We start from the raw sequence: 12,708 nt of genomic DNA, 5'->3' as shown, positions 1-12,708 counted from the left end.
TTCATTGACAGCAAGGGGCTCCAGGGAACCTACTTTGCCTACGATCTTGAGGAGGATCGATTAACGGGACAATCTTTGGGAGGCACAGATGAATATCAGAAAATTCGGCGTGACCATGCGGGCGGCCGTAGCGGTATGGGCGCTCTGCGCCACATCCGCGTTTGCCGACACCACCATCGAGTTCATTCAATGGTGGGAACCCGAAATGCCGTCCGGCGCCCTGCGCGGCATTATGAACGATTTCGAGGCCAAAAATCCCGGCATTAAGGTGACGCTGGTTAGCGGTCCCTATGCCACGACGCGTGACCAGATCGTCGTCGGCGCAGCCTCCGGAACGCTGAGCGACGTGGTAGGGCTGGATGGCGCCTGGGTAAACGGGCTCTCCAAGCAGGGCGCGATCGCCTCGATGGACGAACTGATGGAGAAGGCGAAATACGACAAGAGCCAGATCACCGATATCGTCAAGGTCGATGGCAAGAGCGTGATGTTCCCGCTGGCATCCTTCGTCTACCCGGTCTTCGTCAATCTGGATATCTCCAAGGCCGCCGGCGTCGACAAGCTGCCGACCACGCGCACGGAATTCGCCGAAGCCGCAAAGAAGATGACCGACGCCTCGAAGAACCAGTACGGCTGGGTTCTGCCGCTGTCGCTGCAGTCTCCGAGTGGAATCCAGAACGACGTGATGTCCTGGGTCTGGGCCTCCGGCGCCTCGATGATGAAGGACGGCAAGCCTGACCTCGAAAATGCCGCCGTCGTCGGCACGCTCGACTATATCGCCTCCCTCAACAAGGAAGGCGTTATTTCTCCCGGCATCTTCGCCAAGAAGGAACAGGACAAGGTCGAGGAATTCGTCAACGGCCGCGTCGGCATGATGGTGGATTCCCTCGCCCATGTGAACCTCATCCGCGAGCGCAATCCGAAGCTCAATTTCGGCATCTCCGCCTTGCCGGCCACTGACGGCTACACAGGCAAGCGCGGCATGCCCTATGCGTCCTGGGGCATCGGCATCAGCGAGGGCAGCCAGCACAAGGAAGAGGCCTGGAAGCTCGTCGAATACCTGATGAGCCCTGACGTCAACGGCCGTCTGGTCTCGATTGCCAACGCCTTCCCCGGCAACGTCCATGCCAAGCCGGACTTCGTGGCCTCGGACCCGATCTTCGCGGAAGCCTTCAAAATCTTCCAGAGCGGTTATCCGGCGAACGAATTCGTCGGCCTTCCGGTTGCCGAAGAGCTGATGCGCGACATGAATGTCGAAGTTCAGAAGATGTTCGACGGCGGGCAGTCAGCCAAGGAGGCAGCTGCCAACACCGAGAAGGCTTGGCTGGCGAAGTTCTAAGCACGTCGCTTTCACGGATCACCGGCAGCGCAAACAGGCGCTGCCGGTGCAAGTCGTCAAATTTCGGCAGAATAGAAAGTCACAGCTCATGAACCATTCGGCTACGGCTCTGGTCGCTGCGCAATCCAAAGCGCGGAGAAAAGGATGGCTTCGTTACAGCACCTTGAGGAAGCTGGTGCCGTATTTCTACGTTTCGCCGGCGAGCCTGCTGCTTGTGCTGCTGATGCTGTTCCCCATGGTGATGGTCTTCAGATATTCGCTGATGGATGGCGCCATCATGAAAAAGGACGCTGCCTTCGCGGGCGTCCAGAATTATATGACCATCTTCGAAAATCCGGTCTTCTGGCAGTCGTTGGTACAGACGCTTTACTTCACGATCATGAGCGTCGTCTTCCACTTCATCATCGGCTTGGCATTCGCGCTGCTGTTGAACACCAACCGCGTCGATCCGCTTATTCGCAGCATCCTGCGTGTACTCTTCATCCTGCCCTGGCTGTTCACCGCCGTCATTATCGCCATCATCTGGCGCCTGCTGCTCGACCCGAACGGCGTCATCAACAGCGTGCTGATGGCGCTCCATATCATCAACTTCAAGGTCGAGTGGTTTTCGTCGACACGCACCGCCATCCACGCTTTGACCTTCGCAAACATCTGGGCAGGCTATCCGCTCTACATGGTCAGCCTGCTCGCCGGCCTCCAGGGCATTTCGAAGGAGCTTTACGAGGCAGCCGGTATCGACGGCGCGAACGAAGTGCAAAAGTTCTGGTACATCACCATTCCGCAGCTGATGCCGATCATCATCAGCATCGCGCTCCTCGATTTCATCTGGACGATGCAGGTTTTTCCGCTGGTGTGGATGACGACGGGCGGCGGCCCGATCTATTCGACGGAAGTGCTTTCCACCTTCACCTATAAGCTCGCCTTCTCCCAGTACGAATTCTCACTGGCTTCGGCGAGTGCGATGATCATCCTGATTATCTCGATGAGCGTTACCTATTTCTATATCAAACACCAGCAGCGCAGGTAACCGCCATGGCAAAGCGTTCCTTCAAGAGTTCGGCATTGCCGACCATCCTGACCTATCTCGGCCTGGCGATCGGTCTTGTCTTCTCCACCTTTCCGATCGTGTGGATGTTTTTCAGCTCACTGAAATCGAATACGGAAATCTTCGCCCTTCCGCCGCGGCTGTTGCCGGATGATTTTACGGTTGCCGCCTATCTGACGATTTTCAACGATCCGGTAAAAGTGCGGTTCTTCATCAACAGCTACTTCGTGGCCGGCGTCGTCACCTGCCTGACTCTGGTCGTCGCGATCGTGACCGCCTACGGTTTCAGCCGCTATCAGTTCCGGTTCAAGAACACCTTGAACATCTTCATCATCAGCACCCAGACCGTTCCGCCGATCACCCTTCTCATCCCGTATTTCGGCATGGTGGTCGCCTTCAGGATATTCGATACTTATCTGGCGCTGATCCTCACCTACATGGTCTTCACCCTGCCTTACGCCGTCCTGCTGATGACAGGCTATCTCAACACGCTGCCGAAAGAACTGGACGAGGCCGTCCTTGTCGACGGCGGCTCAAGCTGGACGGCGCTTTGGCGCGTCATCGTTCCCGTCTCCATCCCCGGGATCGTTGCCACGGCGGTCTACACGTTTCTGCTAGCCTGGAACGAATTCCTCTTTGCGCTGACGCTGACGAAATCGATGAACCTCAGGACGGTTCCGATCGGTATCCAGCTTCTGATGGGCCAGCACGCCTTCGAATGGAACGAGATGATGGCGATGAGCGTGCTCGGTTCCCTGCCCCTCTTGGTCCTTTATCTGGTTGCTCAACGCTACTTCCTGGCGGGCATGACCGCCGGCTCGGTCAAAAGCTGATGGGGCGCTGATCGCGTTTCGAATTTCATAACGGGAGCAAAGCGCTGCGGCTAACGCCGACGTCCCAATCCCGCAGGGCATCGCCGACCTCGGCTCGGTTAGGTGCCCCGGTGCGACCGCCAAACACCTGGCACTTGAGCGCCGCCGCCATGGATGCAAAGCGCATCGTCTCCTCGATCGGCATGCCTTCCGCAGTAGCCAGCGCAAAAGCGCCATGGAAGATATCGCCGGCTGCGAGCGTATCGACGGCCCTCACCTTCGGAGCGGCAAGATGGAAGACTTCGCCGGTCAGCTCATCGAACCAGAAGCAGCCGTTTTCGCCAGCGGTGACGCTGATGAAAGCATGCTCGAACTTTCGTTTCAAAAGGCCGACGACCTTCACCAGCTCGGCTGCTCCAGAAAGCCGTTCGGCCGCCGGCTGCGAGAACACGATGTGGCTGGCTGCCGGCGCCAGCATCTCGATCACGCCATCGCTTGCGACATCGCCATCGAGAATGGCCGGCCTGCCTGCCTTTCGGGCCCCCAACAGCGTCCGCAGTGCGAGCTTCGGCCACCGGACGTCAACCAGAACCGCGTCGAAAGAAGAAATGTCCTCTGCTGTGACCGGCTTGAGCGTCTCGTGCAGGCCCGCATCGTAGAAAGGCACAATGAGGCGCTCGCCCTGATCATCGACAAGGATGGTAGAGATCGCCGAGCGGGCGCCTTCCACACGCAGCATGCCGCTCGTATCTATACCGCTCTCGCTGAGATCGGCAATGATGCGATCGCCGGTGGCGTCATTGCCGACGGCACCCCAGAGGCTGGCATGGCCGCCCAGCCGGGCGACCGCAAAGGCGGCGCTCGACGCCATGCCCTCGGCGATCTGCAGCATGTCGTAGGGCAGAATTTTGCCCTGGCCGGTGGGTAGCGAGCGCACGCGAAACAGGGTGTCCATAACCGCCGCGCCGACACACAAAACGCGGCGCGCCTGACCGGGAGGCTGCTCGAAGGCAGTAGAAGTCGTCAAAACCGTTGTCTCACCCGCTCACTTGACGGCTCCGGCCGTCAGGCCCGCCACGATCTGCCGTTGCGCAAACACCGTCAAGATCAGCACAGGCAAGGTGACGATCAACGCCGCCGCCGCGAGCGGTCCCCAACTGACCTGCTCGAACGAGAGCATGTTGTAAACAGCAACAGGAAGCGTGCGCGTCTCGCGGCTGGCGAGCACGATGCCGAAGACGAAGTTGTTCCACGAGAAGATGACCGACAGGATGAAGGCGACAACGATGCCCGGCCTGGCAATAGGCAAGGCGACCAGGCGGAAAACCTGCCAGGGTGTTGCGCCGTCGATGCTTGCAGCCTCCTCCAGCTCCATCGGCGTCGTTTCGAAATAACCAATCATGATCCACACGACGATCGGCACGGTGACGACGAGATGGATGATGATCTGCGGCAGGAGCGTTCCAAGCACATTCAGCCACTGGAACAGCAGAAAGAGCGGGATCAGGAAGGAAAGGCCGGGCGTCATGCGCGCTATCATGATGACCATCGCGGACTTCTCCGCCTTCAGCCGTGCGATGCCATATCCGGCCGGTACGCCAATCAGCAGCGCCAGAAGTGTGGCCGCACCCGTCACAAGCACCGAATTCCAGAGATAGAGGAAGAAGTTGTTCTCTTCGAAGACCTTCAGATAATTCGACCAGGCCAACCGCTCTGGAATGAAGATCGGCGGGTAGGCGCCACTGTCGATCTCATATTTCAGCGACAGCGAGATCATCCAGAGGAAGAACAGGACAACCGGCGAGATCATCACCAGGGCAACAAACAGCAGTCCGATGCGATCGAGTGTCTTGCGCTTCATCAGCGTGCCTCCCCGTCGGACCAGTTCACGCGCTGCCGGAGCATCATAAGGACGAAGGAGAGCAGGACGATGAGGATGAAGAAGACAACCGCCATCGCCGAGCCATAGCCGATATCGTAATAGGCGAAAGCGGTGTTGTAGAGATAGATGTTGATCGTCTCCGACGCCGTGCCGGGACCGCCTTGGGTCATGGCATAGATGATGTCGAAACTTTTCACCGCATCGATGCTGCGGATGATCACGGCAATCATCAGGAACGGCGCGATCATCGGCAGCGTCAGATAGCGGAATTTCTGCCAGACATTGGCGCCGTCGATCTCAGCACTTTCATAGGGCTCGCGCGGAACCGCCGCCAGACCGCCGAGCACGATCAGCATGATAAGCGGCGTCCACTGCCAGGTCTCGACCAGCACCAGCGACGGGATGACGCTGCTCTGATTATAGATCCACTCCTGCGGGCCGATGCCGATGAAGGAGAGGAGATAGTTGAGGACGCCGAGCTGCGGATGGAACATCATCGTCCAGACGAGTGCGATGGCGACGGGTGTGGCCATCATCGGCATCACGAATATGCCGCGTATAAGACCGCGCAACGGAAATTGAGCATCGAAGATCAGCGCCGCGAGCGTCCCCAGAAACAGGGGAACCACCACGGAGAGCGTCGTATAGAGCACCGTATGCCACAGCGACTCCCAAAAACGCATGTCGGTGGCGAGGCGTACGTAATTGTCCAGCCCCGCAAAGACCTGCGATTGGCCGAGCGTCCAGCTGTTGACGCTCATCCATACCGTAAACACCCACGGAAAGACGATGACGGCGGCGATGACGATCAGCGCCGGGATGACGAAGGGCCAGTAGTTGGGAGCAAACCGATCCGGTTTGCTCCTTCCTTTCAACGTCTTGGCCACGGCAGCCGTTTCGATGCTTGTCGAGGCCATTATCCCTCGCTTTTTGCCAGGACGGGTTCGAACTGTGCCGTCGCTGCCTTCAGTTCTGTTTCGGGATCGGCGCCGCCGATCATGTTGGTGAGACCGACGCCATAAATGTCGCGGAACTCGGTGACCGGAATGATGACCGGCAGCGCGAGCTGCGAGATCTTGCCGGAACCGACGACGGCATCAAGCCATGCGCCCGGCATCTTGACGCCTTCGCGGACCTTCGCGTCCTCGAGGACGGACTGGCGGAAAGGAACGCCGGCACCGGCCTGCAGCAGACGTGCGCCCATTTCATGCGAAATCGCCCATTGGCAGAAGAGATAGCCTGCTTCCTTTTTCTGGCTTGCCGCGACGACGCCAAGCCCGTCGCCGAAGGTGCCTGCTGCCTGTGCCTTCGGACCTTTCGGCATGATGCCGTAACCGACCTGGCCAACGACACGCGATTTTTCCGGATTCTCGATCGGCGGCGCAAAACCAACGCCGTCCAGCCACATGCCGATCTTGCCCTGCAGGAAGGCCGACTGCGCCTCGGCCCAGTTGAAGCCGGAAACGCCGGGAGGGGCTGTCTTGGTCATCAGCCTTTGATAGAGCTTGGCCGCATCGATCGCTTCCTGCGATGTCGTGCGCAGCTTGCCATCAGGGCCGAGCGGGCTCGAACCATAGCCGAGCAGCAGCGACGTCCAGACCGGGGTATTGGCGTTCTTCAGGCCGCGGGCGACGAAGCCGTAGGTGTTGCTCGAAGGATCGGTGAGCGCCTCGGCAGCACTGGCGAGTTCTTCGAACGTCGTCGGGTAGGAAAGCCCCTTCTTCTCAAACAGCGCCTTGTTCCAATAGATGATCCAGTAATCGACCGAGAATGGAAGCGAACGCAGAACGCCGTCCGGATCTTTGGCAAAAGTCAGGCCGGCTTCGGCAAAGTCGGTTTCAACCAGAGACGGGTCGGTCAGAGAGGGGTCCTTGAGAAAACCGCCGATATCCGCAAGCCAGCCGCCCTTTTCGAACTGCCGCTTCTGGACATGATAGCTCATGTGCACGACGTCGAAGCTCGGCTTGCCGGAGCTCAGCTCGATGGTCGTCTTCTGGCGCTGCTGTTGTTCGGGCGTCGCTTCGGCATTGACCTTGATGCCGGTAAGCTCCTCGAATTCGGACAGGTACTTCAGAAGTATTTCGCTGCGCGGGCTCTTGACCAGGTTGACTTCGAGCGTCGTGCCGGCAAAGCGCTTCCAATCGACAGCAGCCGACGCCAACCGCACGCCGAGCATGCTGCTGGCGCCAAAAGCGGCCGTACCCGCCAGAAAGCCGCGCCTCGTCGGGTTCAAAAACGATGACATGTGGTACCTCCTCCTTTTGCCGGCGATCTCCTCACCCCCGGCTGTTTATTTCCGATTATATCCTGAGCGCACGATCTCTTGCGTGATTGATGTGTGCGACAAGGCTGTTGACGGCGTCCTCCGCCGATCGTCTTTCGATCGCCTCGAGCACTTTCAGATGCTCGCCCATGACAGGTCCGACGTGACCATCGATGCGAAAACGGTCCTGACTGATCAGGCGCATCTTGATCGAGTTCACCCGGTAGGCATTCGAGATGATGGTATTTCCAAGCGCATCGATAAAGGCATCGTGCATGCCCCAATCGACAGCTTGCGCGTGCACCTCCAACTCGTGCGATCCATCGCCGTTTCGAATGGCGTCGGCGATATCTCGATGCTGCTTCAGCAGCCCGGCGATCGTCTCGTCCGACGCAGAGCGGGTGAAAAGCGCGACTGCTTCCTTCTCCAGGAAGACGCGCAGCTGGAACGCCTCGCGAATAAGGTTCAGGTCGATATGCGCAATCTGCAACCCCCGCTGGGGCACCGTCTTGATCAGACCTTCGGCTTCGAGCCTCGGGATGAGTTCGCGGATGGCGCCAAGCGTCAACCCCGTCAGCTCAACGAGGCGGCGCTGCGAAACGAACTGGCCGGGGCGCACGTCACGCGCAAGAAGGTGGCGTGTGAAGCTCTCATACGCCTTTTCCCGCAGTGTCGGCTGCTCGTCCGTTCCGTCCATCGCCTCTCCCAGAAGCATGTCCAACCTATGCCGCTTTCGAGCGGAAAAGAGTGTCGAACGCAAGAGCGAGTTGCGCCTGCCCTTCGCCGCATATTGAAACGAGTGGCGGGCGAACCGCAAGCCAGATTTCATCCGACGTGAGGTGAGCGACCATCGCTTTCACAGCAGCGGTCACCGGAAATTTCAGCAGTTCGTCAACGAAATCCTCGATGCGGGAATCGTCCTTGCCGTCTTCTGCCATCAGCTTGACTTCGTGGGGTACGAAATTCGCCATGCCGGAGATCGCACCCTGGCCGCCAAGCCGCACGCCCTTCGCCAGATGACGTTCGTCCCCCACCAGGATGACAAGATCGCCATGCGCCTTCAACAGCGCTTCCGTGAACGGCCAGTCGCCGGAAGAATCCTTGACGCCCGTGACGATATTGGGAAAGGCGGTCCGCAGCCGGCCGATCAGCGATACGCTCAGCGGGACCATGGTGACCGAGGGAATGTTGTAGACGATAATATCTCGCGCCTTCTCGCCCAGGATGGCGAAAACAGCCGAAAACCACTGGAAGACGCCGTCGTCACTGACGTTTTTGAAGTAGGAAGGGGGAGCAAGAAGGATATTGCGGGCTCCCTCGGAAAGCGCATGCCCGGCCTGCATCGCCGCATCCTCGGCCGCGTCGACCAGCACGCCGACGATGATTTGCTTTGCTGCTATCCCATTATCAAGCATGGAAGTGAGAACACGTTCACGTTCCTTGGTTCCGATGGAAGAACCTTCACCCGTCGTCCCGAACAGCGTCACGCTCGAACATCCGGCAGCGAGGCTTCGCCGTGCCTGCTCGATCATCGCCTCGATCATGATGCCGCCGTGGCTGTCGAATGGTGTGGCGAGAGCGACTGAGAGCCCGAATTTTTGTGTCAAATATGCCTCCTCCCAATTACCGGCTCAGATGTAGCAGACTAACATGTTAGATGTAAAGAGGTGATTGCACACCGTCTCGTTACACGATTTGTCGCGGCCGCGGCTTCCCTCCGGTCAACTGGCACGCCTTGCTGTTGGCCCGTTCGCCCGCACGAGCGCCATCAGCATCGGGCCGATCGCAAACTCACCCCTCTCGGTCCTGCGGGTCAGATCTCTGAGATAGCCGCCGGGCGAGTTGATGTGGCCTCCCCTTTCCAGAATGCAGGCAATCACGGTGGCGGCATTTTCCGGCCCCATGCCGGAGCAGGCTTCCTCATAGGCCGAGGGACTGACGCCGAGCATCGAGCGCACGACGACAGCAGCCGACATCAAATCTCGCCAGTTGCCGATGGTTCCGCCAGGCCCGTAGTCGAGAATACCGGGGCAGGCTTGGAGGACGAGGCCGAGCGGGAAGGATTTCAGGTTATGCCCAGCCCCTGGATCGGCGGCGCCCCCCGTCCTGTTGCCGGAAAGCTTCGGTTGTTTCAGTCTTTGCTCGTCCGGCGGTCCGGCATTCGGTTCAAGATCGGCAACTGCCCTTTCGCCCTGCTTCGTCTCGAAGCTTGGTTCAAGTTCATGAGTGGAGTTGGGATTTGAATTCTGTTTGTGATGCTCAATCTGAGACTCATTGGCGTCTATTTTTTGTGTTTTTATCTGCTTTTCCAGCAAGTTGACGATTTCAGCCCGAAGCAACCCCATCTCATCGAGTAGCGGGGTCAATTGCTCAGTGGTCGCCACGCGCGGAATCCGGGCAAGGAGCGTTCGAAACATCGCTGCAATGCCTTCCCAATCACCGGGGACCTCTTCTTCGAGGGCCGTCGCAATCATCTTGGAGATGTCGCGCCGGCAGATGGTCAACCGTTCCCTGATCGCGCGCAGCAGTTCCCGGTCGGTAACCGCCTGGGCGGCCAGGGTTTCGATTTCGACTGCACGCGCCAGAAGCGGTGCTACGCTGAACCCGAAGGCCTCGCCGACGGTCCCTGCCCTGTCGCGTCGCGCATAGCGCTTTCCATTCGGGCTGTCCTTGCGCAGGATCAGGCCGGCCTCGACCAGAACGGCAAGATGCCGCCTGAGGGTCGCTGGCGTCATGCCGCGGGCGCGCAGCGAAAGCTGCGCATTCGACGGGAACACAATCAGGCCCTTCTCCTCGGAAATCTCGTCGTCTGGGTAGAAGGTCAGAAGCGCGTCGAGCACCGTCAGCGCTCGATCGGTAACGCCGAGCGCCGGCCGCGCTTCGCAGATCGCCCTGAACAGCTTCCACTTGCTGCGCTTCATCCCCGGCTCGATGGTCTCGGCCAGTTGCTGGCTTGCCAGCATGCCAAGCGACATCGGCCGCCGCCCAAAGGGCGTCGTCACATATCCACTCTCCATTTGCCTTTACCTTCGTTCAGGCAAAAGAAAACCATCCACCAATTTGGTGCCTAAGACGCTTGACTGTGATTCGTGGAAATGCGATTCTCGATGTGCTTAAGATCTGAGAAGGGCTTCCACGACGGCGTCGTTGGGGGCCTTTTTCTTTTGCGCGCTACGCTCCTCTGTCCTTGTTGAACTCCTGGAACAGGCCCTTCAGCCTTTCCTGGACGAATTGATCGAAACCGGGTGCGGTCTTGGCGTCGAAGACGAAGGTTGCACCGGACGCTGTCTTTTTGATCATGACAGGCACGCCACTAACCTGGGTTTTGGCCACCGCCGGTTTCGGCGCAGCCGTCTTCTTCGTTGCCAGAACGAGTGCCCGCTGAAACCGCTCGTCGCTCGAAATTTTGCGCGCGTCGTCCGCGGACAACTCCACGATGATCTTGTCGACATCGGCTTTCTCAAGCCGCTCGCCCAGTTCTAGCCATCGCCGGCGGCCGATATCGGGTGCTGCGCCAATGGCGTTGACGAGGTCCAGGGGAACCTGCCGGATGACGATCAGCATTCTCGACAGCGCCGCCTTGTCCACGCCGAGAGCCGCCATGATGACATCGCGGCCAAAGCTGCGTTCCTCGAGCCGCGATGCGAAGAGCGCGCGCTCGATATAGGAGAGATTGGTTCGAGCGCTGTTTTCCTGTCCCTGGCTGACGACCAGCTGACCGTCGGTGAGATCGCGGACGACCGCGCGCACCCGGATGCCGATTTCTCGGGCGGCAGCCAGGCGCCGATGGCCGTAGGCGACCTGATAGCGTCCCCTGGTTTCGGGATGCGGGCGGACGAGGATCGGAACCTGCTGGCCATGCTCGCGGATCTGCTCGACAAGCTGCGCAAGTTCGGCCGCGTCGATCGCCAATCGATCGCTGACGAAGGAAGCATCGATCAGTCCGGGATCGAGTTCGACGACGGTCTGGCCGGCAGCGAGCTGCCGTTCCAGCTCACTTGCCCGCTCCATCTTCTCGGTAATGTTGCCGAGCGTCTTGGTGATACCGCCGACCGGCGCTGCACTGCGCTCCTGTGGCACGAATCCGGCGATCGGACGATTGTCGCGCGGTGCGACTGCGTCCATCCTTTCCGGGTTCGGAGCGGAAATTTCGATGAGGTTCTTGCGCGCCATCTGCTATTTCCTCCCCCAGGTCGAGCGAATATGCGCCTCAATCTCGCCGTTCACGAGATTGAGGGACTCCAGAGCCCGATCGTAGGTTCCGCGTGTGAACTGCGACCGCTCGACCTCGTAGAGTGTCTGCTTGGTGACGCCGGCGTCGGCCACTGCCGTCGACTTCACCATGGCATTGTGGAGCATTCGATTGCCGAAGATCGCCCGCATGAAGCCGGTCATCTGGCTTTGCGGTCCGTCGTTCGGCTCGAACCGCGTCACCAGATAGCGCATCCAGTCATAGCTGGTACGCCCTCCGGCCTTTTCGACAACCGACATCAACTCACTCGTCATCGTCAGAAACTGCGACATCGACATGACATCCAGCATCTGCGGGTGAACCGTGATCAACACCGAGGTGGCCGCGCAGAGCGCCGACATCGTCAGGAACCCCAGCTGCGGCGGGCAGTCGATGACCACCACATCGTAAAGGCTTTCGATCTCCGTCAGGACTTCGCCGATGCGGGCAAAGAACATCGTCTCCGCCGTACCCGACGCCATCGCCTTCGGCGTCTCGTGCTCGAATTCCATCAGCTCGAGATTGCCCGGAATGAGATGCAGATTGGGCGTGTAGGTGGCGCGGACGATGTCGGCGATGGGGCGCGGCTCCTCATATCGGATCGCACCGTAGATCGTTTCGCCCTCTCCGACGTCGAACTCCGGCTGATGACCGAACAAGGCGGACAAGGAGGCCTGCGGATCGAGGTCGACGGCGAGCACGCGGTAGCCCCTGAGCGCCATGAACTGCGCCAGATGAGCCGCAGTGGTGGTCTTGCCCGAGCCACCCTTGAAATTCATGACGGAGATGATCTGGAGTTTTTCCCCCGGCCGGCGGGCCGGCACATATTTCGGTGTTCCGTTTCGCTCGTCGAGGACCCGGCGAATCCGGTCCATATCCGTTGCACTGTAAAGCCGCCGTCCGTTTGCGAGCGGATCGGGCCCATGGCCGTCGGCGGCTATCTGGCGGAGATAACCTTCGCCGATGCCGATAAAGGCTGCAGCTTCCGCCGGCGAAAATGTTCTGATGGTCTTTTGCGAGAGCGGGGGAAAGATTTTTGCCTGATGCTGCTGAAGTTGATAGGATAACTCCTTCGCATCTGTTGCCAGAAGCGATGGGAGGTGCTCTTGATCGTCTTGAAAAGCAAGACTCGGCTGCAT

Annotated in this window: 12 protein-coding genes; 3 read left to right on the top strand and 9 right to left on the bottom strand. The window is 59.4% G+C overall.

Annotated features, from left to right (window positions below; all coding sequences use genetic code 11):
• Positions 1 to 88: 88 nt before the first annotated feature.
• The 3 genes from N2600_RS24290 to N2600_RS24280 all read left to right on the top strand — a co-directional run bounded on the left by N2600_RS24290 (position 89) and on the right by N2600_RS24280 (position 3,214).
• Positions 89 to 1,336, top strand: coding sequence for an ABC transporter substrate-binding protein (locus N2600_RS24290; protein WP_162115646.1), 1,248 nt, complete (start codon positions 89 to 91; stop codon positions 1,334 to 1,336).
• An 88-nt stretch (positions 1,337 to 1,424) separates the two neighbouring features.
• On the top strand, positions 1,425 to 2,363 hold the full coding sequence (locus N2600_RS24285; RefSeq protein ID WP_222385397.1) for a carbohydrate ABC transporter permease: 939 nt from the start codon (positions 1,425 to 1,427) through the stop codon (positions 2,361 to 2,363).
• Between the two features lie 5 nt (positions 2,364 to 2,368).
• Positions 2,369 to 3,214, top strand: a complete 846-nt coding sequence (locus tag N2600_RS24280; RefSeq protein WP_017967361.1) for a carbohydrate ABC transporter permease — start codon at positions 2,369 to 2,371, stop codon at positions 3,212 to 3,214.
• Positions 3,215 to 3,239: 25 nt separating this feature from the next.
• On the opposite strand, the gene N2600_RS24275 is transcribed toward N2600_RS24280, so the two are convergent.
• From N2600_RS24275 to repA, 9 genes are all read right to left on the bottom strand, one after another.
• Positions 3,240 to 4,220, bottom strand: coding sequence for a sugar kinase (locus N2600_RS24275; RefSeq protein ID WP_260299122.1), 981 nt, complete (start codon positions 4,218 to 4,220; stop codon positions 3,240 to 3,242).
• Between the two features lie 18 nt (positions 4,221 to 4,238).
• Positions 4,239 to 5,054 carry a carbohydrate ABC transporter permease gene (locus N2600_RS24270; RefSeq protein ID WP_260299121.1) on the bottom strand — a complete coding sequence of 272 codons (816 nt, stop codon included), beginning with the start codon at positions 5,052 to 5,054 and terminating at the stop codon, positions 4,239 to 4,241.
• Complete coding sequence (locus tag N2600_RS24265) at positions 5,054 to 5,992, bottom strand: carbohydrate ABC transporter permease (protein WP_222385401.1); 939 nt, start codon at positions 5,990 to 5,992, stop codon at positions 5,054 to 5,056. The genes N2600_RS24270 and N2600_RS24265 overlap by 1 nt, the downstream gene beginning before the upstream one ends.
• On the bottom strand, positions 5,992 to 7,320 hold the full coding sequence (locus tag N2600_RS24260; RefSeq protein ID WP_222385402.1) for an ABC transporter substrate-binding protein: 1,329 nt from the start codon (positions 7,318 to 7,320) through the stop codon (positions 5,992 to 5,994). Before N2600_RS24260 ends, N2600_RS24265 begins: the two co-directional genes overlap by 1 nt.
• A gap of 55 nt (positions 7,321 to 7,375) precedes the next feature.
• Positions 7,376 to 8,053, bottom strand: coding sequence for a GntR family transcriptional regulator (locus N2600_RS24255; protein WP_170276273.1), 678 nt, complete (start codon positions 8,051 to 8,053; stop codon positions 7,376 to 7,378).
• Positions 8,054 to 8,060: 7 nt separating this feature from the next.
• Positions 8,061 to 8,945, bottom strand: coding sequence for a dihydrodipicolinate synthase family protein (locus N2600_RS24250; protein ID WP_222280679.1), 885 nt, complete (start codon positions 8,943 to 8,945; stop codon positions 8,061 to 8,063).
• Between the two features lie 114 nt (positions 8,946 to 9,059).
• Positions 9,060 to 10,355, bottom strand: coding sequence for a plasmid replication protein RepC (gene repC, locus N2600_RS24245; protein WP_222280680.1), 1,296 nt, complete (start codon positions 10,353 to 10,355; stop codon positions 9,060 to 9,062).
• Between the two features lie 154 nt (positions 10,356 to 10,509).
• Positions 10,510 to 11,511: a plasmid partitioning protein RepB gene (gene repB, locus N2600_RS24240; RefSeq protein WP_222280681.1), complete on the bottom strand. Its 1,002-nt coding sequence runs from the start codon at positions 11,509 to 11,511 to the stop codon at positions 10,510 to 10,512.
• Between the two features lie 3 nt (positions 11,512 to 11,514).
• The gene (repA, locus tag N2600_RS24235; protein ID WP_170279700.1) at positions 11,515 to 12,708 is read right to left on the bottom strand and encodes a plasmid partitioning protein RepA; all 1,194 of its coding nucleotides are present in this window, start codon (positions 12,706 to 12,708) and stop codon (positions 11,515 to 11,517) included.

The organism is Rhizobium sp. WSM1274 (assembly GCF_025200775.1).
Classification (GTDB): domain Bacteria; phylum Pseudomonadota; class Alphaproteobacteria; order Rhizobiales; family Rhizobiaceae; genus Rhizobium; species Rhizobium leguminosarum_I.
This window is presented reverse-complemented; position numbering and strand designations above follow the sequence as displayed.

Excerpts from the sequence above, each read along its gene's own strand:
- N2600_RS24260 (WP_222385402.1), bottom strand. The coding sequence starts at position 7,320 with ATGTCATCGTTTTTGAACCCGACGAGGCGCGGCTTTCTGGCGGGTACG.
- N2600_RS24255 (WP_170276273.1), bottom strand. The coding sequence starts at position 8,053 with ATGCTTCTGGGAGAGGCGATGGACGGAACGGACGAGCAGCCGACACTG.
- repA (WP_170279700.1), bottom strand. The coding sequence starts at position 12,708 with ATGCAGCCGAGTCTTGCTTTTCAAGACGATCAAGAGCACCTCCCATCG.
- repC (WP_222280680.1), bottom strand. The coding sequence starts at position 10,355 with ATGGAGAGTGGATATGTGACGACGCCCTTTGGGCGGCGGCCGATGTCG.
- N2600_RS24280 (WP_017967361.1), top strand. The coding sequence starts at position 2,369 with ATGGCAAAGCGTTCCTTCAAGAGTTCGGCATTGCCGACCATCCTGACC.
- N2600_RS24290 (WP_162115646.1), top strand. The coding sequence starts at position 89 with ATGAATATCAGAAAATTCGGCGTGACCATGCGGGCGGCCGTAGCGGTA.
- N2600_RS24285 (WP_222385397.1), top strand. The coding sequence starts at position 1,425 with ATGAACCATTCGGCTACGGCTCTGGTCGCTGCGCAATCCAAAGCGCGG.
- repB (WP_222280681.1), bottom strand. The coding sequence starts at position 11,511 with ATGGCGCGCAAGAACCTCATCGAAATTTCCGCTCCGAACCCGGAAAGG.
- N2600_RS24265 (WP_222385401.1), bottom strand. The coding sequence starts at position 5,992 with ATGGCCTCGACAAGCATCGAAACGGCTGCCGTGGCCAAGACGTTGAAA.
- N2600_RS24270 (WP_260299121.1), bottom strand. The coding sequence starts at position 5,054 with ATGAAGCGCAAGACACTCGATCGCATCGGACTGCTGTTTGTTGCCCTG.